Here is a 23,359-nt window from a genome sequence, read left to right as displayed (position 1 = left end):
GATAAAATTTCAAATAATATGCTCCGTGTTCGGAATAGTTCTTGCAATGCGGGAATTTTCTGGCATAGTTAACTCACGACGCGACGACGACTGAGAGGGTGAGAACCCCTGCGAGCCGCGGCGCGTCTTCTGGTCCATTCACGCATTTGGAAAAGGAGACGCACCCCATGCAAGACCAAGAAAAGAAGCAACACGCCATGACTTCCTTCGCCCTGTTCGGAGGATTGTTCGCCAGCCCGCGCAGTAAGGAATCCCGCGCGGTCAGTCGTCCGCAGGACTTTAAGCCGATCAATCGGAAGTAGGTACTTCGGGTCCAGTCAACAAACAAAAAAGCCCCTCGCGAGCGATCGCGAGGGGCTTTTTTTTAAAGCGTGAAAGCTTAGTTCGAAGCGAGCTTGACGCCGGCCTTGGCCGAAGCGGCGGCCAGGTTCGGGCTCAGGCCGCTGATCTTCATGTCGGCAACCTTACCGGCCGCGACCTTGGCGGTGCCGGTGACCCAGTACAGGCCGTCCGAACCGATGACGTTGAACTTGAATTCCGAGACCAGGTTGGCACCGGCGGCATCGCAGGTTTCCAGGTTGATCATCTGCTTGGTCTGGGTCGGCACCACCGGTGCGATCTTGGCGCTGGCGGCGGCGGCGATGGCCTTACCGACCATGGTTTCCTGACCTTCGTCGCAGTCAGCGAAGGCCTGGGTGGAAGCGAGGGCAAAGGTGAGGGCGAGGGCGCCGGCCAGGAGGGTCTTGGAGGTTTGCATTTTGCAGACTTTCACACTGTTTTCTTACGTTCGGTTTTGAGGGGCTTGTTCGGTTTCTGATCAGCCCATGCCGTAACAATACATCTGAAGGTTTAATTTCCAGTGAATCGCCGACACAATTCGATGTGGTTAAAATTTTGCAAATAAAAAACGGAGACATCTTGCGATGTCTCCGTTTTATTACTTAAGCGAAACCAGGCCTGCGGGCCGGCAGGCCGGCTTATATTTAAGCGGCCGTCAATTCCGACAGGAAGCGGCGGATATTCTCGCCCATGGCTTCCGTACGCTGGGTCAACTGATTGGCGGCGCCAAGCATTTCCGTCGAAGCCTTTTCGGTATCGGCGGCGGAGGCGGAGAGCTGGGAGACCGAAGACGAGGCCATCGAGGTGCCGTCAGAGGCTTCGTTGACGTTGCGGGCGATTTCGTTGGTGGCGTCGCCCTGCTGGTGGACCGAGTCGGCGATGGACGAGGCGATCTCGTTCATGTGCTTGATCGTTTCGCCAATGCCCTTGATGGCGCTGACGCCGTTCTGGGCGGCGGCCTGGATGTCCTTGATGCGCTCGCGGATCTCGTCAGTAGCCTTGGCGGTTTGCTGGGCCAGCGACTTCACTTCCGAGGCGACGACCGCGAAGCCCTTGCCGGCCTCCCCGGCGCGGGCCGATTCGATGGTGGCGTTCAGGGCCAGCAGGTTGGTCTGCTGGGCGATGGCATTGATGAGGTCGACCACTTCGCCGATCTGGTCGGCAGCGCGGCTAAGCTCGGCCATCGAGGCATTGGTGCGGTCGGCTTCCGAAACGGCTTCGGCGGCGATTTCGACGGAGCGGACGGCCTGGTCTCCGATAACACCGATCGAGGCCGACAGTTCGGTGGTGGCCGAGGCGACGTTCTGAACGTTATCCGCCGAGTTGCGGATCGAGGACACGGCGTCCTGCGAACGGCGCTCGTTTTCCTGAGCGATGGTCAGCAGGGTACGGCCGTTGGCGTCGAGGTCCGAGGCGGCATTGCCGAGAGCGTCCAGCATGTCCTGGGCTTCGTGGCGGAAGCGTTCGGCCAGTTCCGACATCTGGCGGGCGCGTTCCTCACGGGTCTTGGAGGTGGCGGCTTCGATGGCCATCAGGCGGGCCTTTTCCTCGGCATTGGCCTTGAAGATGTTGAGACTGTCAACGACGGACTTCAGTTCGTCGCGGCGGGCGAGGGCGGAGATATCGACGGCCAGGTTGCCGTTGGCCAGTTCCTCGGTCGTCTTGGCGATGCGGTTGATGCCGGTGACGGTGACGCGCGAGAACAGGAAGGCGATGGCACCGGAGACGCAGGCCATGATGACGGCGAAGAGGGTCAGCAGGCTGATGCCGGTGGTTTGCGAAGCCTTGGCGGCCTGGGCGGATTTCGTGGCGGCGGCAACATTGGCCTTGATCAGCTGGTCGCTGATATCCGACATCTTGGCATAGCCGTCATCGAACTGCGACATCATCGGGCCGACGGAGGCGAAATCGACGTCCATGACCGAGCCGGCAAATTCGACGGCTTCCTTGTAGGTCTTCACTTCCTTGGCGAGATCGCTCAGCAGCTTCTTTTGCGCCGGGTCGCTGGCCTTGGCCGCATCGGCCTTGACGCGGGTTTCGATCGTGCCGAGGTCACCGGTCACCTTGGTGACGGTCGCCGAGGCATTGGCCGACGGGTCGGTGGCCTTCTTGGTCAGGGCGTTATAGAGCTGGCCATTGGCTTCCTTGATCGAGGATTTGATATCGCCCAGTTCAACGACCTGCGGCAGCGCCTTGGTGTTGATGTCGTCGATCGTCTTGCCCTGACCGTTCATCACCATAATGGCGCCGAAGGCCAGGACGGCCATCAGGGCGGTGGCGACCGCAGCCGGCGCCATGAATTTTACGGTAAACGACAGGTTGGAGAGCTTGAGCCCGCCGGCGGAGGTTGCGCTGTTTTTTGTCATGTCTGTGGCCCCTGACACACATTTGATTGGATGAAGGCGTTGAATTTCTTTCAGACTTTCCCTTCCGTGCAATCGCTTTCAGACATGCGGACGCCTGACGCGACTCATGGTTAAGATGAGCCTCTGCGCCAACCTGTCAGATTAAGGTTGTTGAAATCCTAACGCCGTTAGGCCTTGTGTCGAAAATATGAAAAAGCGCGCCATTCCTTGGGAATGTCGCGCTTTTTGGCTGTTTTCAGGGTGTGATTTTACTGCGTAATGCCCTTGGCCGGGATCGGGGGGGAAGCCTTTACCGCTTCGCTGGCCGTCGCCTTTGCGGGCGTGGAAACTTCGGCGATGATGTCCTGCGCCGACTTGCCGTGGATCTGGGCAGACACCTGGACCGGCTTCTGGGTGGCATCCGCCTGGGCCTTGGCCGAATTATTCAAGGACTGCGCGTTCAGCATGGCGACCGTCTGTGTCTCGGCAGCGGTGTTTGCCTTCGGTGCTTCAGCCGGCGCCATGGGCACATCCGACGGACGAACGCCGTCAAGCGTGTTGGCGATGCGCGAGCCGCGGCCGCGGAACTGATAGAAGATGTGTGAGCCGACCTGGGCCACGCGCTCCATGGTGCTGCCCCAGCCGGGCTGGACGCCAGTGGTGTGGAAGCTGGTGGAGGTGCCGACCGAGGTCATGACGTAGCCATTGAGCGCGGCATCGGCGACCTTCTTGGCGCGGCGCCAGGCCCAGCTTTCGACCGGCGCGCCCATGGCGCCGTTACAGACGAAGCTGAACTGGCAGGAGGTGCGCTGATAGGCGCCCTGATAGACGACGCCGCAAATGGTCTTCGGATAGGCCGGATGGCGGACGCGGTTCAGGATAACCTGGGCCACGGCGCGCATGCCGTCATCGCCTTCGCCACGTGCTTCATAATAGACGGCCTGGGTCAGGCAGTCGGAATCGCTGCGGTTGGCGCCGGCGAAGCGGACGGCGGCTGCGGCGCGGATGGAGGGCGCCGGGGCACTGAGCGGGGAAGCCGGTGCGATATTGCTGGCCAGCACGACCTTTACTTCCGGCAGGCCGCGTTGCTCGCGCGCATCCTCGGAGGTGCGGATATTGGTCAGGTTCTGGGCAAGCAGGCTGTTATCGGTGCCGGTGCCGGCATATTGCGAAAAGCGCATGGCAATATTGAGCGCGCTCTGGTCGACCGTACCGGCCGCATCCAGTGCTTCCATATCGACCTTGCCCTCGCGTGACGCCATCATCAGGCGGGCGGCGTCCTTCGGGGCGCTGCCTTCGCGCGCCAGGTGGCTGCCCAGGCTGGCGGCGCCGATCGACGCGCCGGCCAGAAGGCCCACTGAACCCGCTGCCATGAGGGCGCGCATGCGATAGCGCGCAATCGAAGGTGTTAACAAGACTATCTGGTCCTCTGTGACGAGGGCGTTATGTGCCCTCCGGGAAAGTCATCCAGGTACATTGCGGCTGACGTATTTATGCAATTTACAAGCCAGAGACTCGCGCCGGCAGGCCAGATAGGACCGGCCGGGCAAGGGGCTATCTAGGTGGCAATTGTGGCCTAAATGTGTTCGTTTGGTGCCGATGCTTTCGCGTCGCTAGTTATGCCCGACTGGCAATAAGAAAATCATGCGATTTGATTGCAGCTTAAAATCTTTTTATTGACATGAAATTCCAAGTAATTTTTCGATAGATTATCGGTAATATCGAAACTTTATTATTTGAGAATGCTTTATAGTCAAATTCGTATTCAGAAAAGCTTAATTTAACCGGGCGTTAAGTTCACGCTTTATCAGTTTTCCCGCCACCTTTCCGCCCACGTAAAGACGAACGGAAAAATTAACCGGCTGGAATCCAAACAAAAATGCCGCCTTGCCGCTGCCTCCCCTGACAAGTTTTGACGCAGGGGGCGGTCAGAACTTCGTTATCCGGATTGCACTTGACGCAATGCAAAACTTTTATGGCCCCCTTTCAATTTTTTTATCTCCCCTTATGTTGTGTTCATGAGCCGTTCTCCCCAAAATTCCGGTTTTTCCGATAATTCGAGCGCCTTTGTCGCGGACTTTAATCCAACCCATCCGGTGACCTGGGTGCCGCACAAGCCGGAGCGGCCGGAGAAGTCGGAAGGCGGCCGGAAATTCCGTCTGGCGGCCCCCTATGAGCCCGCCGGCGACCAGCCGACCGCCATTGCCGACCTGCTGGCCGGTATAGAGGGACATGAGCACGATCAGGTGCTTCTGGGCGTCACCGGTTCCGGCAAGACCTTCACCATGGCCAAGATCATTGAGCAGACCCAGCGGCCCGCCTTGATCATGGCGCACAACAAGACCCTGGCCGCTCAGCTCTATTCCGAGTTCAAGGCTTTCTTCCCGGATAACGCGGTCGAGTATTTCGTCTCCTATTACGACTACTACCAGCCGGAAGCCTATGTGCCGCGCACCGATACCTTCATCGAGAAGGACTCGTCGATCAACGAGCAGATCGACCGGATGCGCCACTCCGCCACCCGCGCCATACTGGAGCGCGATGATGTGATTGTCGTCGCGTCCGTGTCCTGTATCTACGGTATCGGTTCGGTCGAGACCTATACGGCCATGACCTTCGACCTGACCGTCGGCCAGACGATCGACGAGGGCCAGCTGCGCGCCGATCTGGTTGCCCTGCAATACAAGCGCAACGACCAGGCCTTCGAACGCGGGACCTTCCGCCGCCGCGGCGATGTCATCGAAATCTTCCCGGCCCACTATGAAGACCGCGCCTGGCGCATCAATATGTTCGGCGACGAGATTGAGGGTATCCAGGAATTCGACGCGCTGACCGGCAAGAAGATGCAGGACCTGAAAGAGGTCCGCGTCTATGCCGCCTCGCACTATGTCACGCCGCGTCCGACGCTCAACCAGGCGATCACCCGCATCAAGGCCGAGCTGAAGCAGCGTCTGGACCAGCTTATCGGCGAAGGCAAGCTGCTGGAAGCGCAGCGGCTGGATCAGCGGACCACCTTCGATCTGGAAATGATGGAGGCGACGGGCGCCTGTGCCGGCATCGAAAACTACAGCCGCTACCTGACCGGACGCGGTCCTGGCGAACCGCCGCCGACCTTCTTCGAGTATATGCCGGAAAACTCCCTGCTGTTCGTCGATGAAAGCCATGTCTCGGTGTCGCAGATCGGCGGCATGTATCGCGGCGACTTTGCGCGCAAGTCGATCCTGGCCGAATACGGCTTCCGACTGCCGTCCTGCATGGATAACCGCCCGCTCAAGTTCGAGGAATGGGACGCCATGCGGCCGCAGTCGGTCTATGTCTCGGCCACGCCCGGCAAGTGGGAGATGGAGCGCACCCAGGGCGTCTTCGCCGAGCAGGTCATTCGCCCGACCGGCCTGATCGATCCGCCGGTCGAGATCCGCCCGGTGCACAAGGACAATTTCAGCCAGGTCGATGATGTCATCGCCGAAGTGCGCGAGGTAGCCAAGCAGGGCTATCGCTCGCTGGTGACCGTGCTGACCAAGAAGATGGCCGAAAATCTGACCGACTATATGCACGAGCAGGGCATACGCGTCCGCTATATGCACTCGGACATCGATACCCTGGAGCGCATCGAGATTATCCGCGACCTGCGGCTGGGTGCCTTCGATGTGCTTGTCGGCATCAACCTGCTGCGCGAAGGCCTCGACATTCCGGAATGCGGCTTTGTCGCCATTCTCGATGCCGACAAGGAAGGCTTCCTGCGCTCGGAAACTTCGCTGATCCAGACCATCGGCCGGGCGGCGCGCAATGTCGATGGCCGCGTCATCCTCTATGCCGACAAGATGACCGGTTCGATGGAGCGGGCCCTGGCGGAGACCACGCGCCGCCGCGACAAGCAGATGGCCTATAATGCCGAGCACGGCATCACGCCGGAATCGGTCAAGCGCGGTATCTCCGATATCCTCGACAGCCCGTATGAGAAGGGTGACCGCGTGCAGGTGCCGATGGGCGTGGCCGAGAAGGACGCCAAGCCGTTCCTCGGTTCCAACTTTCAGGCGACCCTGCGTGACCTGGAAGCGCGGATGCGCGAAGCTGCCGGCAATCTTGAGTTCGAAACCGCGGCGCGCCTGCGTGATGAGATCAAGCGCCTCAAGACGCTCGACCTCGAGTTCGCCAAAGACATGCTGGATAACGGCTAACAGTCATAATTCTGTCATTCTGGAAGTATCGTAGTAGGGCCTTACCGTAGCCAAAAAACCTGTGAGGCGACCCCTTTTTTGCGATTATTCCCTTGACAGGGCGACTCAACCCTCACGTTAACCGAATAGCGTTATATAAGCGCCACGCCTGTGGACAAATCATGCCGTTTTAACTCCCGCAGGCCATAATTTCTCTGGATTTTTATTCGATTTCAGGAGACCCTTACGTCAGGGCTGCATCATGCGTCAGCATTGTTTTGGTTGACGCGTCACGGGGTTCAGGCTGGTCGATTGTACAGCTTGTTAACTAAAACCGGAGATGGTTGCCTCTCAGGACTGGTTCATTGTGCGTTCGTCACGGGGTGTTTTTGAGATGCGTAGGACTAGGTTGAATGTGGTGCCGCCGGTCTCCAAAGAGGTAGCGCTGGGTGAAAATGCGGGAGCGAAGGAAATCGCGCTCGGCCAGGTGATCGATGGCGACAAGGTGATGAGCCTGCCGACCCCGATCACCCATAAGACAAGCCTGCCGGATGATATGCCGCAGGTGCGCGAAAGCCGTACGCAGCGGGTCCGCCGCCTGCAGGAAGAGGCCCGCGCCCTGGCCCGCGAACAGATCGCCGAATTCGAAGTCCTGCTCGACGCCACCGCCAAGGCGGCGCTTGAAATCGCCGATGGCGGCGAGGTCTATTCGATCGGGGCCCGCGAAATCTGCCGACGCCTGGCCGAGGAACTGCCGCGTACCCTGCAGACGCTCCAGGTCATCTCCAAGAAGCGCTGACCTCTGTCCGCAGGGGCGCCCTAAAAATTCCCCAAACGCCGTATATAGGTCTGGCATTGCCTTGGCTTATCCCATAGTCTCACCTATCCGCACATGTGGGTAAGCTTCGCGGCAGGGGTCGTGGTGGCGGACGGGAAGCGCGTATATGTTTCAGCTGGATGCGTACCGGACAGGTCGCCTGGTCTTCATGGCTGGGGTGACGCTGGCCGTGGCCGGTTGCCACAAGGTGCCGGAAAAACCGTCTGAGCAGACGGCGCAGGCCGTATCCGTGGTCGCGCCCGTGCCAGTGGTGAAACCCTCCCTGCCATTGCCGGCGCGCACGCCCGGTCTGTGGCAAACCACGGTGACGGAAGAAGGCAGCGCCGGGCCGCCGCAGGAGGTCAAGATCTGCATCGACGCCCTGACCGACAAGCACCTGGGTATCCTCGGCACTGATCTTTCCGGTGACAGCTGCAATACGAAGACCTTCAGCCCGCAGGCGGATGGCAGCTGGGGTATACTGGCGGAATGCACCCTGGCTGCCGGAGTGGTGACAGAATATTCCGGTGCGGTGAAGGGCAGTTACAGGAACAGCTATGAAATGACTGTGCGGTCGCAGACGACCGGCGGCAACCAGATGAACCGGGTCACCAACTATGTGGTGACCTCGAAGCGGCTGGGCGGCTGCACCTCCGGCCAGAAACCCGGCGATGTGATCAATGCCGGTGTCAAGATGAACCTGTTCGACATGGCGGGGATGTCTCGTGGCGGCAAGACTGAGTCCTCCGAAGCCCCGCCGCCGGATGTGGTGGATTAGACCAGCCCTAAACTAACCAGGTTTTTGGGTTCGGGATCGGGCGGTCGTGCAGGATGTGGTTGAAGCCCATGATGGCACGGCCCACCGTATAAGCGAGCGTCAGCAGGACCAGGCCCAGCATGACGGTGGTGATCACCGGCTGGGTGATGCCATGGCGCTGGACAAAGGTATAGACGACTGCGCTGGCCAGCACCGGGCCGATGCCGTACCAGAAGGTGCGCTTCTGGAACTCGTAATGGGTTTTGATCCAGTCCGGTCCCTTGTCCTCGGCGAAATTGGCGATCAGCATGGCGATCAGCGCGGTCAGGCCGAAGGTCATGACGGTGAAAAGCAGCAGAGCATAGTTGAGAAAGGCCACCAACCGCACGTCCTGCAGGAAGGCCTTGAAACCGTTGGCGATATCCTTGCCGGTGATCGGCGCTTTGGCGGTCATGTCTTGTGGTCCCCTTAATGTCGACTGAGCCTAGTACGGCCCGCACTATCCCGCAATGCAATAATCAGGCCGAGAAGTCCGGGATCAGCGGTGCCAGATCAGTGACGCCGATATCCAGGTCCATCTGGCTGAGCAGGGTGGTGATCTGCCCGCGATGATGGGTCTGATGATTGAAGACATGGCTCAGCAGCAGGCCAGCCGTTTTGGTGAAGGTGCCGCCGGTGGCGCTTTGGTAGTGCAGGGGGGCTGCGAGGTCGGCCGCACCGATCCGGTCGATGAAGCGGATATAGAGGTCATCGAGCGTTTCGCGCACCGGCACCAGTTCGGCGAGCGTGGGGTAGAGCAGGTCGGTCAGTACCTTTGGCTTCGGCATGTCATCGAGTGGCGCCAGTACCTGGCCATAGGTCTGCGGCCGGAAGCGGTTGAGCCACATCAGGTCGGCGACGATCAGGTGATTCAGTGTGCCGAGGACTGAGCCGAAAAACGCCCCGCGCGGCGCCAGCAATTCGGTATCGGACAAGGGCGAGAGGATCGCAATCAGGCGCTGGTTCATCACCTGGTTATAGGCGGCCATCAGGCGCAGATGATCCTTGTAGGGTAGGTCAGTCATTGGCGAAGATGACGCAGACGCCGGCCTGGTCGGCATCTGCCAGGGCTTCCGGCTTGATCACCGAAACCTCGACGCGACGGACATGCGGCAGGGCGACGAGCGTACGGGCCATGTCCTCGGCCAGGGTCTCGACCAGCTTGATATGGCCGCGGTCGATGAAGTCGCGGGCGATCTGGCCGACCAGCTCGTAATTGAGCGTGTCCTTCAGGCTGTTAATGGCGTGCAGGTCGAGATCGAACATGGCGTCGATGATCAAGGGCTGGGTGCGGCCATGCTCATGGTCATAGATGCCGATGGCGGCCTCGACGCGCAAGCCTTTGACGAAGACGCGGCGTGAGGTCAGGCTCATAATGAACTCCAGGCGTCCGGAGGCAACAGGTCGTTCAGGCTGAGATCTGCCCGATGGCACCACTCGCCAAGCCGGATCGGGCAGGCGGCAATATCGGCGGGAGTCAGAACCACGCTGTTGGTCGGGGTCTCCTCTATCTCGAAGCGCGCGCATTCGAAATCGGGCAGGTGCGCGGCCAGTATGGCGTTCAGCTTCATATAGAGCGCAGTGGCCACGGCCTCTGTGGTCGGGTCACCCTCGATGACCAGAAGGCGCGGCAGCAGTTCCGGTTCATGCTGCTTGAAATAGCCAAGCATCGGATCGTCATGGCCGAGCTGGAAGGCGTGGTCCAGACTGTCATCGACAAAGCGGTGCCAGTGACGCTTCAGATCGGCGAAGCTGGCGGCATAGTTGGCATTGCCCCAGCGCATGGCGCCGATGTCCTTCGCCTGCAAACTGACAACGACGAACTCGTTATGGCCATGTGGGGTCAGACACTTCGAATTCTCATCGAAGCGCAGGCGGTGGGCCATGGAAAAGCGGCGTTTGAACTGAAGCTGCATATTGGAAACCTTTGGCCGCGTTCAACAGCAAAGCGCCGTCAAAGTCAATGTGGACGGGGGAAAGCGTTCGGGTTTGAGTGCATCGGATAGTAAGGATTGACGGACGGGTGTGTTTGATACACGAAAGCCAAAGGCTTTGGGGTGGGAAATAATATGCGTACAATCCTGTTGTCTTTGTTTTTAGTCGTGATTGGGCAGTCTAACGCTGCTCATGCCCAGTCAGATGTCCCTGAACTGATGCCTCAAATAACCGTCAAACCGGCGGTGGAGGTCAAGGCGTGGGGTTTCGATCCGGCCACTCAAAAGTATGCGCATACTCCGTCGGTGGAGGAAATCCGTAAAGAGGCTCTGGCAGGCAATGCCGTGGCCCAGTTCATGATGTCAAATATGTACGCGTATGGGCTGCATGGCCAGACGGTGAATGCTTCCGAGGTTATTCGCTTTTTGACGCTGTCCGCAAATCAGGGATACCTGCCGGCGATCAAAAACCTCGCTCAATCCTATATGATGGGGTCTCTGGTCGCCAAGAACCTCGATAAGGCGATCCAGCTGTTTTACGTGGCGGCTGAAGCGGGGGATGTCTGGTCCATGTCGCAACTGGGGTCACTGTACCAGTTGAGCGGCTTCGGCCAATCTCCGGGCGAGCGTCAGAAGAATTGGGATCAGGCGATCTATTGGTATACCAGGGCTGCGGACAAGGGCGACGTTATTGGCCTTTATAACCTGGCCAATGCCTATAAAGCGGCTGAGCCGGCAAAGTCCGTAGATTTGTTCAAGCGATTGGTAGCCTCCGACGACGCGGGTATGATGTACGCCTCTGCTGTCGAAGGCCTGGCGGACCTGTACTATAGCTATGCCGACCAGGGTATAGCGCAGAATTTACCGGAAGCGCGCCGGCTATCGGAAATTGCCGCCAATCTGGACGATCCGGCGGCGCAACATCGGCTGGGCGTTATGTATTATGAAGGCGAGGGCGTGGAGCGGGATGATCTTAAGGCTTATAGCTGGCTAAAACTTTCCGCGGCGAACAATGATCCTGAGGGAGTTGAAGATTATCAGACGGTGAGCGACCAGATTACCCCTGCTTTGATGAAACAGGTGGATGAGAACATCAGCCGCTTGCGTGAGCGCATCGCAGCAAATGTTGCTGAACGGAAAGCGCGTTATGAGAAAATCATGGGGGCAAAAGGCGTGACGGTGATTTTCCCTGGCCAGTAAGATTAATCCCCGGCGCCGCCGAAGCGGTAGCTGAAGCCGGCGAAAAAGGTCCGGCCGCCATTCAGCGCATAGCTGACCGAGGAAACCGAGGCGGTGTGGGTGAGGGTGCGCACCTGACCGCCATTATAGATATCGCTGGCACTGAGCGTCAGGTTGAGGCGCGGTGTCACCTTGCGCTTCCATGACAGGTTCAGGGCGCTGATGCCGGAGCGCGTGCCCTGGGCGGTGATGGTGTCGCCGGTATAGTTGCCGTCCAGGTGCAGGCTGTCGCGGTCGTTCGCCTTGTAATCCAGCGAGACCTGCGCCGTGCCGGAAATCGCCGAATGACGCAGGGTGCTGTCCACATCGGCGGCCTGGAGTTCGGCATAGAAGAGATTGCCGGAGAGGCTGTACTTACACTTTTCGCCCCACTTGCCGGAGGTCTCCGTCTCGATCCCGCCGGAGCGGCCATTGCCGGCATTGCGCTTGGTGGTCAGCAGCACATCGGCCGACAGGAAATAGCTGTAGTCGGTGATGGTGTTGCGGCTCTCGCGGTAATAGGCGGTGGCCGACCAGCTGTTGTCACCGTGGCTGTGTTCATAACCGCCTTCGAGCGCGCTGACCTTCTGCGGCTTGAGGTAGGGATTGCCGGAGCGCAGGTTCTGCGGATCGCTGTAGCTCAGGAAGGGGTTCAGATCGCGGGCATCCGGCCGTTGCAGGCTGCGGGTATAGCTGAGCTTCCAGCGGTTGTCGTCGCTGAGGACATAGGCCAGGTGGAGGGTGGGCGTCAGGTTGGTGAAGGTCGATCGGGTCTCTTCGGCGCTGGTGATCTGGTGGCCGCGCGTCACCACCTGCTCCAGCCGGGCGCCGGGCTGAAGCTGCCACTTGCCGAACCGGCCCTGCCAGGTGAGATAGGCGGCATAGAGGCGCTGTGTGACGATAAAGCGGTTGGTCAGGCCGGTCTCGATGGTTTCCGCACCGCTGGCCGGATCGATATCGCCTTTCAGATTGTCGAAGCGGTTGTTGTCGGTACGCCCGTCAAAGCCCAGGTCGATTTCCTGATTGTCGCCGAAGGGATGGCTATAATCGCCGCTGATCTGGTCATTGATCGTCACTGTTTTGGAGAAGAAGTGCTCCAGCGTATCGTCCTGGATCGGCTGGATGAAGACGCTGCGGATGGTGCGGTCATTGCCGTTGATCGTTACAGACCGGCTGGCATTGAGCTTGGCTTCGCTGCCATTCTCGGCGTGATGCGTGTAGGCGAACTCGGCCTCGGCATCGTCCTGGGTATTGGGGCCGGTCTTCTGGCGGACATAGTCGCGCAGAAGCACATCGTCGGCATCGTAGTCCTGTCGGAACTCCTGGGTGGGGTTGTCGGAGTCGCGGTGGCTGGCCGACAGATCGAGGCTGAGGGTATCGCTGTCGCTGAGACTGTATTCGAGGCCGGCGCCGAGCTTGGCCGTCTGGCGGCCGGCGAGAAAGGCGGAGGCGCTGACATTGCGGCCGGCCGTGTCCTTGGCCAGATTGCGGTAGGTGCGGTCATCATGGCGGATGGTCTGGCGCACATCGTCGCGCAGGATGAGGCGGCCGTTGATATTCAGCTTGCCGGCATTGTAGTTGCCGGAGAGGCGCAGATTGCGGCGGTCCTCATTGCCGATATTGACCGCCAGGGTGGCGTTGCCGCCCGGCTTGCGGTCGGATTTCAGCACGATATTGATGATGCTGCCGCCATTGGCGTCATACTTGGCGGAGGGGTTGGTGATGACCTCGACCGAAGCGATATCGCTGCCGGCCATGGATTGCAGGGTGGCGGCGCGGTTATCGCCCTGCATCATGGCCGAGGGCTTGCCATTGATGTAGACCTGCACATTGCCATTGCCGCGCAGGGAAACGTCGCCATCGGGCGTGACATTGACCGAGGGCACGGTATTCAGCACATCCGCCGCCGTGCCGGACTGCGCCGCCGGGCTGTCGCCGGTGGTGTAGACCGTGCTGTCGATCTTGTGGATCACGTCCGGCTTCTTCGCCTTGACGGTGATGACGGTGGTGTCGTCGGGCTTCGGGGCGGGCGCGGGGGCTTTTTCCTGCGCAAACGCCGGCACAGCCGTGCAAAGCAGCAGGCTGATTGTGGCCGTGAGCGGTTTGGGAAACAGGGACAAGCGGTTTTCGGGTTTGTAACAGGAGTGCAACCCATAGCTAGTCTGTTTTTATCTTTTGTGACAGCCGTTGCCGACAGGTTTTATATAACCGCGCGCGGTCTTGTCAGGCCGGTGCTGGCTTGTGCTTCACAAAGACTGGATTTCCTGATCCCGGTTCGGGATGGGCCTGAAGGATACGGGCAGCGTAATCGATAGAGGGGACTTCAGCCATATTGCGAGGCGCAGACGGGGCGATGGCTGGTGGAATCGCCTCTGCGGGACGGGCTTCCGCGACCGTCTGAGTGACGGTCTTAGTCGCGTTTTGGGCGGCGTCCCACCAGTGTCCCAGATCGCGGCGGCGCTCCTCACCCCATTTCAGCGTATTGGCCAGCGAGACGCGCGCCTTGATGGCCGCGACCTCATGGGTGGCGCGTTCGGCTTCGATCTTGTGCGGATCGGGCGTTTTGTCACGGATCTGACGCTCGGCGTGATCGCAACGGCTATAGACGCGCTCGATCACGGCGGCCACGCGCATGGCCTTCTCTACACCCGGCAGGTCTTCGGGATCGTCCATGGCGCTGAGTTTACGCAGCATCCGGTCGGCAAAGGCGCGCAAAAGCCCGCGCCGTTCCGCCGGAGTCAGGTGTGCCTGTGCTGTGTGGTCATCCAAAGCCATCGCTACAGAATGCACCGGGAAATTTGAGAGAGGATAGATTGTCCGTGTTTGGGCGCCAAGGCACCTTTCTGGTAAAATTCGAGATATTCCACGTTCGTATATTGGCTAATTTTGCCATTAGGATAAGGTTGTCTAAGAGCCGGATCGTCGGCCTACGGATGAAACGGGCTAACCGGGGGCTTCGATGACACGCACTCATTTGATTTTGCTATGCCTCGTTCTAGGCGTTATTGCCGGGATGGCAGTACGGTTGAGCGGGCAGCCTTGGTTGATCAGCGCGACCAACGGACTGTTGGTCGGCGGACAGTTATGGGTCAGGGCATTGCAGATGACCCTGGTCCCGCTGATTTTCGCGTTGATAACCCATGGGGTGGCCACCGCCGTGATAAGTGGGCGTGGCGGCCGCCTGATCGGCTCGACGCTTGGCTTGTTCCTCGGCGTCATGGTGATCACGGTCATCCTATGTACCCTTCTGACTGAGACCGTGCTGCATTTCTGGCCGATCCCGCCGCATGCGCTGGATGGCCTGATCCAGGGGGCTCCGCCACAGCCTGTACCGGGGCTGGGGGCGCAACTGCTGGCCATTATTCCCGACAATCCGGTGGCTGCGGCGGCGCAAGGCCAGATTTTCCCGCTGGTTATTTTCGGGCTGGCGTTCGGTATCGCGATTGCGCGACTCCCGCGCAAGGCCGATGTTGAGCCACCGATCATTAGTTTGCTGGGGCATATCGCCCAGGCCATGATGACAATCGTCGACTGGGTGTTGATAGTGGCGCCCGTCGGCATTTTTCTTCTGGCCCTGGGGCTTGGATTATCATCGGGTCTGGGTATTGCCCAGGTGTTGGGTGTCTTCGTTGCCCTTTGCTTCGCCACCACCTTGCTGATGACCGCTCTGTGCTATGTCGCGGTGATAATCACCAGGGCTTATCCGTTGGGCCGGTTCGCCGCGGCGATCGCCCCCGCGCAGGCCATGGCAGCCGGCAGTTGTTCGTCTATGGCGACGACCCCGGTCATGATCGAGGTCGCCATTGAAAAATTGGGTCTGCCAAGAGATGTTGTCGGATTGGTTATTCCGATGGCGGTGTCCGTGTTCCGACTGGGCACAGTTGCGCACGCGGTAGCCGCCGTTCTGATCGCCGCCCATGCCGCCGGTATCCAGCCTAGTTTGTCGCAACTGGTCCTGGCGGGGCTGGCTGTGATCCTGGGAAGTATTAGCGGTGCAGGGTTACCGGGCGCGGCGGTGATCTACGCCATTTACGGACCGGGTATACAGCTTCTCGGCGCGCCGATGGCCATTATGCCACTCTATGTCGCGGTGATCGCTCTGCCAGATCCAGTGATTACCATGACCAGCGTCACCGGAAATCTAACAGCAACTGCCCTGATTGACCGCTTGATTCGTGGAAAGCCAGAGGTTGGCCGTCGCGCTGACGAGCCGCTCTTATAGGCGCCGCCAACGCATGGCCTATTTGTCGGGCTGCTTCTGACCGACAGTCACTCATGACCGAAGCTTTTATCAGCAGGTATGTCTGCAACGGGGCGCAAAGCAGTCTTGTCACCAGACCCAAACATAAAGGCCACCGCGAGCGGTGGCCTTTCGTGTGGTTAAAACCAGCGATCCTTACAGATAAAACTGAACCATGCTGGAGAGCGGGACCGGCTTGATCTTCGGGGCATTGCCGGCGGAGCCGAACTGTTCGAACCGTTCCTCGCAGACCTTTTGCATCATGGCGTAGCCGGGCTTGAAATAGCTGCGCGGATCGAAGTTCGAAGGATTGCCCTTCATGGTCTTGCGGATGCCTGCGGTGATGGCCAGGCGCAGGTCGGTATCGATATTGATCTTGCGCACGCCCATCTTGATGGCCTTTTGCAGTTCCTCGACCGGCACGCCCCAGGTCTGCGGAATCTCGCCGCCAAATTCGTTGATCAAATCCTGCAGGTCCTGCGGCACCGAAGAGGAGCCGTGCATGACGAGGTGGGTATTGGGGAGGCGCTTGTGGATTTCGGCGATGACGTGCATTGCCAGCACCTCGCCATCTGGCTGGCGCGTGAACTTGTAGGCGCCGTGGCTGGTGCCCATGGCGATGGCGAGGGCGTCGACGCCGGTCTTGGCGACGAAATCGACCGCCTGGTCCGGATCGGTCAGGAGCTGGGAGTGATCCAGCACGCCCTCGGCGCCGTGACCATCTTCCGCCTCACCCATGCCGGTTTCCAGCGAGCCCAGAACGCCCAGTTCACCTTCGACCGAGACGCCGCAGGCATGGGCCAGTTCGACCACCTTGGCGGTGATATCGACATTGTATTCGTAATCGGCCGGGGTCTTGGCGTCGGCCTTCAGGGAGCCGTCCATCATCACCGAGGTGAAGCCGTGCTGGATGGCCGTGGCGCAGGTAGCCAGGCTGTTGCCGTGATCCTGGTGCATGCACAGCGGAATTTCAGGATAGATTTCCGTCAGGGCATCGATGATCTTGGTCAGCATGATGTCATTGGCATAGGCGCGGGCGCCGCGAGAAGCCTGGATAATGACGGGAGAAGCGACTTTACGCGCCGCCTCCATGATGGCGATGCCCTGCTCCATATTGTTGATATTGAAGGCAGGCATGCCGTAATTATACTCGGCGGCGTGATCGAGGAGTTGTCGTAAACTGATGCGAGCCATTATTTTCCCTTTTTGGCTAATATGATTGCCCTGTGGCTGGGCGGTAGATTGTCCGGACAGGTTGGTCTTTGACCTGTTTTGAACCGTCCGGACGTAAATTTTAAATAGGCCAATAGCCCTGCAACTATTGTTCCAGAGCTGCGACGCCGGGCAGAACCTTGCCCTCCATCCATTCCAGGAAGGCGCCGCCGGCGGTGGAGACGAAGGTCATGTCGTCGGCCACACCGGCGTGGTTCAGCGCGGCCACGGTATCGCCGCCACCCGCCACGGCAATCAGATTACCTGATTTGGTTTGCGATGCAGCAAATTTCGCGGCGGCGACGGTCGCGGCATCGAACGGTGGCAATTCAAACACACCGAGGGGGCCGTTCCAGATCAGAGTCTTGGCACCAGCCATGATCTTGCACAGTTCGTCGACCGTCTTCGGGCCGGCGTCGAAGATCTTGTCGGCGTCGGAGAGGGCGGCGCCGATGTCTTCGGTGCGGTTGGCGGCATTGGCCTTGAATTCCTGCGCCACGACGATATCGAGCGGCAGCAGCAGGCGACAATCGGCTTCGGCGGCCGCGGCCATGATCTCAAGGGCGGTGTCCTTCAGGTCCTTTTCGCAAAGGGAGCCGCCGACATCGTAGCCTTGCGCGAACAGGAAGGTATTGGCCATGCCGCCGCCGATGGCGAGGTAGTCCAGCTTGCTGACGAGGTTTTTCAGCAGATCGAGCTTGGTGGAGACCTTGGAGCCGCCGACAATGCCGAGCGTCGGGCGTTGCGGATTGCCGAGCGCGGCATCGAGCGCGGTCAGTTCGCGACGCATCGATTCACCGGCATAGGCGGGCAGGAGGTGGGCCACGCCCTCGGTCGAGGCATGGGCGCGGTGGGCGGCGGAGAAGGCGTCGTTGACGTAGAGATCGCCGAGCGCGGCCAGTTGCTTCGAGAAGCCGGCGTCGTTTGTTTCCTCGCCGGGGTGGAAGCGGACGTTTTCATAGAGCACGACCTTGGCCGCGCCTGCATAACGCGCATCGAGACTGTCGGCAAAGGCGACGTCCTGGCCGAGCAGGGCGCTGAGGGCTGGAGCAACGAAGGCCAGCGACATTTCGGGGACAACCTTACCCTTGGGGCGATCAAAGTGGGCCAGCAGGGCGACGGTAGCGCCCTTGTCGAGCAGCTTCGTGATGGTCGGCAGGGCCACCTTCAGGCGGGTGTCGTCGGTGATGCGGCCGTCTTCACGCGGCACGTTGAAATCGACGCGCACCAGTGCGGTCTTGCCGTTGAGGTCGGTGAGGGTGTCTAGGGTTTTAAAGGTCATGGTGCCTCAAAAAGCGTTGCAAACGGGATAGGCAAAACGGAGCACATTGGTGGCGCTCAAGGCGAAAACGAGGAAGGCGATCACCGACAATATCAAGCCAGGTCGGGTTCGGTTGCGCCAGGCAAACAGGCCGGCGATTATCAGCCAGGCGGCCATCAGGGCGAAGAGTATCGGATAAGTCGCGACAGGTATGTCAGGGCCAATGTCTAACACATCATGCGTACGGGCAAAAATCTGGTTTTGCACAAAGCACACGAAAGTCATGCCGGCGGCAGCCAGGAAGCCGGTAACGATAAGGGCGACCCCTTGGACAATCAGCCAGAAGGTCGCCCCTATTTTCATCAGAGGAACTTGGCGAAGGCGATGGCGGTATCGGCCATGCGCGACGAGAAGCCCCATTCGTTGTCGTACCACGAGAGGATACGCACCAGCTTGCCTTCGATGACCTGGGTCTGGCCCAGGGCGAAGGTGGAGGAGGCGGGCTCGTGGTTAAAGTCATGCGAGACCAGCGGCTCGTCGGTATAGGCGAGAACGCCCTTCATCGGGCCGTCAGCGGCGGCCTTGATGGCGGCGTTGATCTCGTCCTTCGTCACGTCGCGGCCGGCGTTGAACACCAGGTCGACGGCCGAAACGTTGGGGGTCGGGACGCGGATCGACGAACCGTCGAGCTTGCCCTTCAGTTCCGGCAGGACGAGGCCGACGGCCTTGGCGGCGCCGGTCGAGGTCGGGATCATGCTCAGGGCCGCGGCGCGGGCGCGGTAGAGGTCCTTGTGCATCTGGTCGAGCGACGGCTGATCGTTGGTGTAGGAGTGGATCGTCGTCATGTAGCCGTTGACGATGCCGCACAGGTCATGCAGCACCTTGGCGACCGGGGCCAGGCAGTTGGTGGTGCAGGAGGCGTTGGAGATGACCAGGTCGTCCTTGGTCAGGGTGTCGTGGTTGACGCCGTAGACGATGGTCTTGTCAGCGCCGTCGGCCGGAGCCGAGACGATGACGCGCTTGGCGCCGGCTTCCAGGTGGGCAGCGGCCTTGTCGCGCGCGGTAAAGATGCCGGTGCATTCGAAGGCGATGTCGACGCCCAGATCCTTGTGCGGCAGTTCGGCGGGGTTCTTGATCGCCGTCACCTTGATCGGCGCATAGGTGCGGCCATTGGCGGTGATGACGAGGCTGTCGCCTTCGACGACAACCTTGGCCGGGAACCGGCCGTGGATCGAGTCATAGCGCAGCAGGTGCGCGTTGGTTTCCACCGGGCCCAGGTCATTGATCGCGACCACTTCGATGTCCGTGCGGTTGTATTCGACGATCGAACGCAGCACAAGACGGCCAATGCGGCCAAAGCCGTTAATGGCAACACGTAAAGCCATGGGAAATCCTTTTCTGAATTAAAGCGGCGTCTGAAGACGCGCCGTGTCCGGGGACGAATTGCGCCGTGGTTTTTTAGCCTCGGGGGCTTCAAGTCAAGCTCTATTTCACGCTGATCCCTATATGGGAGCGCTGTCAGCCGAAATCCATGCCCGGAAAGCCGATTTTTACCGGACGGGACGTTACATTAGTCTGATTTGAAACAGGTTTGGCTCAGGATTTCATTAGCCGCGGCAAAACCATACGCAGTTCGAGGCCGACGACCTCATCGCCGGCATAGCGGTTATGCGCGGTGAGGGTGCCGCCCTGAGCCTCGGTCAGGGCGCGCGCCACGCTGAGGCCAAGGCCCGTGCCACCGGTATCGCGGCTGCGCGACGATTCCAAACGGTAGAAAGGCTCGAACACCGCTTCCAGGGCATCGGGAGGCAGGCCGGGGCCCGTATCGATGATGCGCAGTTCCGCCTTGTTGCCACGCGACGATAATTCGACGCGACAGCCGCCGGCATAGCGGCCGGCATTTTCCACCAGATTGATCAGAACACGCTTCAGGCCCAGGGCATCGCCCTTCACCATGATATTGTCCTCTATCTGTGCCGGTTCCATGTCGCACACGGCGCACAGGTCGTCGCTCAGGGATTCGACCAGGGCCGACAGATCGAGCGGACGCAGGGTTTCCCCCATCTTGTGCGCACTGGTGAAGCTCATAGCGCTGCGGATCAGACCGTCCATATGGGCGATATCGCCATTCAGCTTTTCACGGATCGGTGCGGGCAGATCCTCGATGCGCAGGCGCATGCGGGCGAGTGGCGTCTTCAGGTCATGGGCGATGGCGCCCATGAGCGCCGTGCGGCTTTCCATCTGCTTCTTGATGCGGGTTTGCATATCGTTGAGCACCTCGGCGGCGGCGCGGACTTCGCGCGGGCCGACGGCCAGGACGGGCGGGGCATTTTCCTCGACACTCAGCTTGGAAGCCGCTTCCGAAAAAGCGATGATCGGACGGGCCAGACGGCGTGACAGCCACCAGGCCAGGGGCAGGATCAGCACGGCAGTGATAAGGAAGGAGAACAGCAGGCGCTGCTGCCAGGGGGCGATCCAATCCTTGGGTGGGTTGATTACGCGCCAGGTATCATCCTTTAGCTGCCAGGCCACGCTGAAGGCCGGATAGAAGGTTTCGGCGCGGGTTTCGCCATTCATAGTCACGATGCGGTTGCCGGGGAAATTGCCGGGTCCGGAGTTCGGGCCATTGTTTGGACCTGCATCCGGCGTGTAGGGCGGCATGCCAGGGTTGCCGGCAGGGCCGCTACCCGAAGGAGGCAAGGGTTGGGTGTCGGCCTCGGCAGCTGCGCCGGAAGACGCAGCTTCGTCACTCAAAGGCTGACGGGACGCATCCTGCGGCATAGGGCCGAACATGCCCTGTGGCGGCGAGAAGCCGGGAGGGGCGATAAAATTCGGACCATTGTTGAAGCTGTCCGGGCGGAAGGCCAGTTGCCGCGGGATCGTTTCCATGCGACGGCGCATCTGAAAGTGCACGAAAAGTGTATCGGCCGGCACGTTGAGTTCGCTGGCCAGCTTCTGTACGAGATCGGCTTCGAAATTGGAGCGTTGGCCGGGCATATTGCGCACGGGCGATTTCTGATCGACGAAATCAGGCTTACTGGAGACCGTTTCGGCCTTGAGCCATCTCCCGTTTTGCAGGCGTACTTCCCCCTTGCGCAGGGCTGTCACCACCTCGGTCAGGCTGTAGCCCGAGGGAGGGGGCTCGGGCGCCATGAGCACCACCAGCACCGGTATGACCAGGGCCAGCACCAGCACGGCGAATGACAGGCCCATGACCTGCCAGAAGACTGGCAGGGAAATGAGCATTTTGCGGGAGCTGTTGGCGGCAGGAGTGCTCAAGGCGTATCCGTTTAGTGCAGGGATTACTTAAGAGGTTTGAACATGTAGCCAATACCGCGGATCGTGCGGATGATGTCCTCATTGGCGTCATCGCTCAGCTTCTTGCGCAGGCGGGAAATCTGCACGTCGATGGCGCGGTCAAAGCTGTCTGCATTTGGGCCGTGCAGGTAGTCGAGAATCTGATCGCGCGACAGGGCGCGACCCGGCCGATCGAGGAAGACGCGCAGCAATTCAAACTCGGCATTGCTGAGAGCAACCTGAACGCCATCCGGACGCAGAAGGGTGCGCTTGATATTGTCGAGCTGCCAGTTGAAGAAGTGGGTGATCGGCGACTTGTCGCCGGCGGCATTGCGTGCCTCGCGACGGCGCATGACCGCACGAATGCGGGCGAGCAGTTCACGCGGGTGGAACGGCTTGGCCATATAGTCGTCGGCACCGAGTTCGAGCCCCACGATACGGTCGATTTCCTCGCCGCGCGCCGACAGCATGATGATCGGCGGACCGCCCTGCTCATTGACGCGCTTGCAGATGCTGAGGCCATCTTCGCCGGGCATCATGTAGTCGAGCACGATGAGATGGATGTCGCCGCGTGACAGGATCTTTTCCATATCCCTGCCTTGCGCTGCCGTCTGCACTTCGAAGCCGTTCTGGCCCAGAAAAGTGCTGATCAGTTCGCGCAGATCGGCGTCGTCATCGACGACCAGAATACGGGTGGGGACAGTGACCAGAGGTTCAGACATGGTGGATATGGCGGAGGAGGGCATGGCAATTATACTCGCAAACAGGTGGGGGGGAAACCTGTGTCCGAGATGACGCACCTATGCGGCTTTCAGATGTCTAAACGGAAATATTAAATCTTAATAATGACGTATTTTCTATGGCGGCTGAAATCGCACGGACACAGGCGTGGCGCATAGTGGTGACAACGAAATGAGGTGGTGATGGTGCCACCTTTCGCAGTTAAACATTAGGAAAATCAGTATGTTTAAATCCATGTCTAGGGTGGGGGCGTCCTGGGTGGTGATGGGCGCCTGTGCCCTGTTATGCACACTGCCGGCACTCGCGGCGGATAGCAGTGGACCGCCCGATATGAAGAACGGACCCAAGCCGCCTGCCTTCAGCGATCTTGACACCAATCATGACGGGGTCATCAGCCAGGCGGAGTATGAAGCCTTCAAGCCGAAGCCTCAAGAAGGTGGTCCCGGGGGCGACCGTGAAGGCGCCCCGCCGCCGAATGACCGTCACTGGGGCAAGCCGGAAGGGCGGCCAGATCATGCGCCTCCGGGTGGCCCGCAGGGGGAGCGTGGAGAACGCTTCCATGGGCCTGATCTGGCAGCGCTGGACACCAACAAGGACGGCAAGGTCAGCTTCGAGGAATTTTCCGCTCTGGCAAAGGCGCGTTTCGCAGCCATGGATACCAACAAGGATGGCTTCCTCGACGAGGCGGAGCTGAAGGCGCCTCCGCCTCCGCCTGAAGGGGGGGGCGATAGTCCCGGTCCGGCATCGCCTCCGTCTGCAAAATGATTTCTGAATTTGCCACCCTCAACCTTATCCGAGCCGAGTGGCGAGCCAAATGCCGTGGATGGCAGTAACTGACCGGGGCGAAAGCTCCGGTCTTTTTTTATGAAAAATTATGCGACGGAAAATTTCACCGCCTTCGTTAGACAGATAACGGCACAAATGGGGACTGTCCGCAGGTTCTTTGGAAACGCCAAAAAATTTCTGTAGCGTTCGTATCTCCCCGGAGCGAACCTTACAGAA

General features: G+C 59.9%; 22 protein-coding genes. 7 read left to right on the top strand and 15 right to left on the bottom strand.

From position 1 onward, the window contains the following. The first annotated feature begins 167 nt into the window (after positions 1 to 167). Positions 168 to 302, top strand: a complete 135-nt coding sequence (locus QM647_RS14520) for a hypothetical protein (RefSeq protein WP_414996254.1) — start codon at positions 168 to 170, stop codon at positions 300 to 302. A 77-nt stretch (positions 303 to 379) separates the two neighbouring features. On the opposite strand, the gene QM647_RS14515 is transcribed toward QM647_RS14520, so the two are convergent. The 3 genes from QM647_RS14515 to QM647_RS14505 form a co-directional block, all read right to left on the bottom strand. Next, positions 380 to 757: a hypothetical protein gene (locus tag QM647_RS14515; protein WP_414996253.1), complete on the bottom strand. Its 378-nt coding sequence runs from the start codon at positions 755 to 757 to the stop codon at positions 380 to 382. 226 nt (positions 758 to 983) lie between these two features. After that, positions 984 to 2,705: a methyl-accepting chemotaxis protein gene (locus QM647_RS14510; RefSeq protein WP_414996252.1), complete on the bottom strand. Its 1,722-nt coding sequence runs from the start codon at positions 2,703 to 2,705 to the stop codon at positions 984 to 986. Between the two features lie 248 nt (positions 2,706 to 2,953). Next, positions 2,954 to 4,057 carry a cell wall hydrolase gene (locus tag QM647_RS14505; protein ID WP_414996251.1) on the bottom strand — a complete coding sequence of 368 codons (1,104 nt, stop codon included), beginning with the start codon at positions 4,055 to 4,057 and terminating at the stop codon, positions 2,954 to 2,956. Between the two features lie 645 nt (positions 4,058 to 4,702). Here QM647_RS14505 and uvrB point away from each other — a divergent pair. From uvrB to QM647_RS14490, 3 genes are all read left to right on the top strand, one after another. After that, a complete protein-coding gene (uvrB, locus tag QM647_RS14500) occupies positions 4,703 to 6,862 on the top strand; it encodes an excinuclease ABC subunit UvrB (RefSeq protein WP_414996250.1) in 2,160 nt (719 codons plus the stop codon). A 373-nt stretch (positions 6,863 to 7,235) separates the two neighbouring features. Beyond that, positions 7,236 to 7,640 carry a hypothetical protein gene (locus tag QM647_RS14495; RefSeq protein WP_414996249.1) on the top strand — a complete coding sequence of 135 codons (405 nt, stop codon included), beginning with the start codon at positions 7,236 to 7,238 and terminating at the stop codon, positions 7,638 to 7,640. A gap of 145 nt (positions 7,641 to 7,785) precedes the next feature. After that, complete coding sequence (locus QM647_RS14490; RefSeq protein ID WP_414996248.1) at positions 7,786 to 8,436, top strand: DUF3617 domain-containing protein; 651 nt, start codon at positions 7,786 to 7,788, stop codon at positions 8,434 to 8,436. A 7-nt stretch (positions 8,437 to 8,443) separates the two neighbouring features. Here QM647_RS14490 and QM647_RS14485 read toward each other — a convergent pair whose 3' ends face one another. From QM647_RS14485 to QM647_RS14470, 4 genes are all read right to left on the bottom strand, one after another. After that, positions 8,444 to 8,869, bottom strand: a complete 426-nt coding sequence (locus QM647_RS14485) for a hypothetical protein (protein WP_414996247.1) — start codon at positions 8,867 to 8,869, stop codon at positions 8,444 to 8,446. A 64-nt stretch (positions 8,870 to 8,933) separates the two neighbouring features. Further along, on the bottom strand, positions 8,934 to 9,479 hold the full coding sequence (locus QM647_RS14480; RefSeq protein ID WP_414996246.1) for a DinB family protein: 546 nt from the start codon (positions 9,477 to 9,479) through the stop codon (positions 8,934 to 8,936). Continuing rightward, a complete protein-coding gene (folB, locus tag QM647_RS14475) occupies positions 9,472 to 9,828 on the bottom strand; it encodes a dihydroneopterin aldolase (RefSeq protein ID WP_414996245.1) in 357 nt (118 codons plus the stop codon). The genes QM647_RS14480 and folB overlap by 8 nt, the downstream gene beginning before the upstream one ends. Beyond that, complete coding sequence (locus QM647_RS14470; RefSeq protein WP_414996244.1) at positions 9,825 to 10,370, bottom strand: 6-carboxytetrahydropterin synthase; 546 nt, start codon at positions 10,368 to 10,370, stop codon at positions 9,825 to 9,827. Before QM647_RS14470 ends, folB begins: the two co-directional genes overlap by 4 nt. A gap of 153 nt (positions 10,371 to 10,523) precedes the next feature. On the opposite strand from QM647_RS14470, the gene QM647_RS14465 reads away from it, so the two are divergent. Further along, positions 10,524 to 11,588, top strand: a complete 1,065-nt coding sequence (locus QM647_RS14465; RefSeq protein ID WP_414996243.1) for a tetratricopeptide repeat protein — start codon at positions 10,524 to 10,526, stop codon at positions 11,586 to 11,588. A 2-nt stretch (positions 11,589 to 11,590) separates the two neighbouring features. Here the strand turns inward: QM647_RS14465 and QM647_RS14460 are convergent, their stop codons facing one another. After that, entirely contained in the window at positions 11,591 to 13,726 is a 2,136-nt protein-coding gene (locus QM647_RS14460; protein WP_414996242.1) for a TonB-dependent receptor domain-containing protein, read from the bottom strand. Positions 13,727 to 13,829: 103 nt separating this feature from the next. Further along, positions 13,830 to 14,381 carry a hypothetical protein gene (locus QM647_RS14455; RefSeq protein ID WP_414996241.1) on the bottom strand — a complete coding sequence of 184 codons (552 nt, stop codon included), beginning with the start codon at positions 14,379 to 14,381 and terminating at the stop codon, positions 13,830 to 13,832. A gap of 184 nt (positions 14,382 to 14,565) precedes the next feature. On the opposite strand from QM647_RS14455, the gene QM647_RS14450 reads away from it, so the two are divergent. Continuing rightward, complete coding sequence (locus QM647_RS14450; protein ID WP_414996240.1) at positions 14,566 to 15,828, top strand: dicarboxylate/amino acid:cation symporter; 1,263 nt, start codon at positions 14,566 to 14,568, stop codon at positions 15,826 to 15,828. A 174-nt stretch (positions 15,829 to 16,002) separates the two neighbouring features. On the opposite strand, the gene fba is transcribed toward QM647_RS14450, so the two are convergent. The 6 genes from fba to QM647_RS14420 all read right to left on the bottom strand — a co-directional run bounded on the left by fba (position 16,003) and on the right by QM647_RS14420 (position 22,338). Next, positions 16,003 to 17,040: a class II fructose-bisphosphate aldolase gene (gene fba / locus QM647_RS14445; protein ID WP_414996239.1), complete on the bottom strand. Its 1,038-nt coding sequence runs from the start codon at positions 17,038 to 17,040 to the stop codon at positions 16,003 to 16,005. 124 nt (positions 17,041 to 17,164) lie between these two features. Beyond that, on the bottom strand, positions 17,165 to 18,340 hold the full coding sequence (locus tag QM647_RS14440) for a phosphoglycerate kinase (protein ID WP_414996238.1): 1,176 nt from the start codon (positions 18,338 to 18,340) through the stop codon (positions 17,165 to 17,167). A 6-nt stretch (positions 18,341 to 18,346) separates the two neighbouring features. Then, positions 18,347 to 18,682, bottom strand: coding sequence for a hypothetical protein (locus tag QM647_RS14435; protein WP_414996237.1), 336 nt, complete (start codon positions 18,680 to 18,682; stop codon positions 18,347 to 18,349). Further along, complete coding sequence (gene gap / locus QM647_RS14430; RefSeq protein WP_414996236.1) at positions 18,682 to 19,704, bottom strand: type I glyceraldehyde-3-phosphate dehydrogenase; 1,023 nt, start codon at positions 19,702 to 19,704, stop codon at positions 18,682 to 18,684. Before gap ends, QM647_RS14435 begins: the two co-directional genes overlap by 1 nt. Before the next feature lie 211 nt (positions 19,705 to 19,915). Continuing rightward, positions 19,916 to 21,598 carry a sensor histidine kinase gene (locus QM647_RS14425; protein WP_414996235.1) on the bottom strand — a complete coding sequence of 561 codons (1,683 nt, stop codon included), beginning with the start codon at positions 21,596 to 21,598 and terminating at the stop codon, positions 19,916 to 19,918. A 23-nt stretch (positions 21,599 to 21,621) separates the two neighbouring features. After that, positions 21,622 to 22,338 carry a response regulator gene (locus QM647_RS14420; protein ID WP_414996234.1) on the bottom strand — a complete coding sequence of 239 codons (717 nt, stop codon included), beginning with the start codon at positions 22,336 to 22,338 and terminating at the stop codon, positions 21,622 to 21,624. 241 nt (positions 22,339 to 22,579) lie between these two features. Here QM647_RS14420 and QM647_RS14415 point away from each other — a divergent pair, with 241 nt between their 5' ends. After that, complete coding sequence (locus tag QM647_RS14415; protein ID WP_414996233.1) at positions 22,580 to 23,122, top strand: EF-hand domain-containing protein; 543 nt, start codon at positions 22,580 to 22,582, stop codon at positions 23,120 to 23,122. Positions 23,123 to 23,359 lie beyond the last annotated feature (237 nt).

The organism is Asticcacaulis sp., assembly GCF_047605585.1.
GTDB lineage: Bacteria > Pseudomonadota > Alphaproteobacteria > Caulobacterales > Caulobacteraceae > Asticcacaulis.
Note: the sequence above shows the minus strand (reverse complement) of the source record. Positions and strands in the feature narration are given on the sequence as shown.

Excerpts from the sequence above, each read along its gene's own strand:
- QM647_RS14520 (WP_414996254.1), top strand. The coding sequence starts at position 168 with ATGCAAGACCAAGAAAAGAAGCAACACGCCATGACTTCCTTCGCCCTG.
- QM647_RS14515 (WP_414996253.1), bottom strand. The coding sequence starts at position 757 with ATGCAAACCTCCAAGACCCTCCTGGCCGGCGCCCTCGCCCTCACCTTT.
- QM647_RS14510 (WP_414996252.1), bottom strand. The coding sequence starts at position 2,705 with ATGACAAAAAACAGCGCAACCTCCGCCGGCGGGCTCAAGCTCTCCAAC.
- QM647_RS14505 (WP_414996251.1), bottom strand. The coding sequence starts at position 4,057 with ATGGCAGCGGGTTCAGTGGGCCTTCTGGCCGGCGCGTCGATCGGCGCC.
- uvrB (WP_414996250.1), top strand. The coding sequence starts at position 4,703 with ATGAGCCGTTCTCCCCAAAATTCCGGTTTTTCCGATAATTCGAGCGCC.
- QM647_RS14495 (WP_414996249.1), top strand. The coding sequence starts at position 7,236 with ATGCGTAGGACTAGGTTGAATGTGGTGCCGCCGGTCTCCAAAGAGGTA.
- QM647_RS14490 (WP_414996248.1), top strand. The coding sequence starts at position 7,786 with ATGTTTCAGCTGGATGCGTACCGGACAGGTCGCCTGGTCTTCATGGCT.
- QM647_RS14485 (WP_414996247.1), bottom strand. The coding sequence starts at position 8,869 with ATGACCGCCAAAGCGCCGATCACCGGCAAGGATATCGCCAACGGTTTC.
- QM647_RS14480 (WP_414996246.1), bottom strand. The coding sequence starts at position 9,479 with ATGACTGACCTACCCTACAAGGATCATCTGCGCCTGATGGCCGCCTAT.
- folB (WP_414996245.1), bottom strand. The coding sequence starts at position 9,828 with ATGAGCCTGACCTCACGCCGCGTCTTCGTCAAAGGCTTGCGCGTCGAG.
- QM647_RS14470 (WP_414996244.1), bottom strand. The coding sequence starts at position 10,370 with ATGCAGCTTCAGTTCAAACGCCGCTTTTCCATGGCCCACCGCCTGCGC.
- QM647_RS14465 (WP_414996243.1), top strand. The coding sequence starts at position 10,524 with ATGCGTACAATCCTGTTGTCTTTGTTTTTAGTCGTGATTGGGCAGTCT.
- QM647_RS14455 (WP_414996241.1), bottom strand. The coding sequence starts at position 14,381 with ATGGCTTTGGATGACCACACAGCACAGGCACACCTGACTCCGGCGGAA.
- QM647_RS14450 (WP_414996240.1), top strand. The coding sequence starts at position 14,566 with ATGACACGCACTCATTTGATTTTGCTATGCCTCGTTCTAGGCGTTATT.
- fba (WP_414996239.1), bottom strand. The coding sequence starts at position 17,040 with ATGGCTCGCATCAGTTTACGACAACTCCTCGATCACGCCGCCGAGTAT.
- QM647_RS14440 (WP_414996238.1), bottom strand. The coding sequence starts at position 18,340 with ATGACCTTTAAAACCCTAGACACCCTCACCGACCTCAACGGCAAGACC.
- QM647_RS14435 (WP_414996237.1), bottom strand. The coding sequence starts at position 18,682 with ATGAAAATAGGGGCGACCTTCTGGCTGATTGTCCAAGGGGTCGCCCTT.
- gap (WP_414996236.1), bottom strand. The coding sequence starts at position 19,704 with ATGGCTTTACGTGTTGCCATTAACGGCTTTGGCCGCATTGGCCGTCTT.
- QM647_RS14420 (WP_414996234.1), bottom strand. The coding sequence starts at position 22,338 with ATGTCTGAACCTCTGGTCACTGTCCCCACCCGTATTCTGGTCGTCGAT.
- QM647_RS14415 (WP_414996233.1), top strand. The coding sequence starts at position 22,580 with ATGTTTAAATCCATGTCTAGGGTGGGGGCGTCCTGGGTGGTGATGGGC.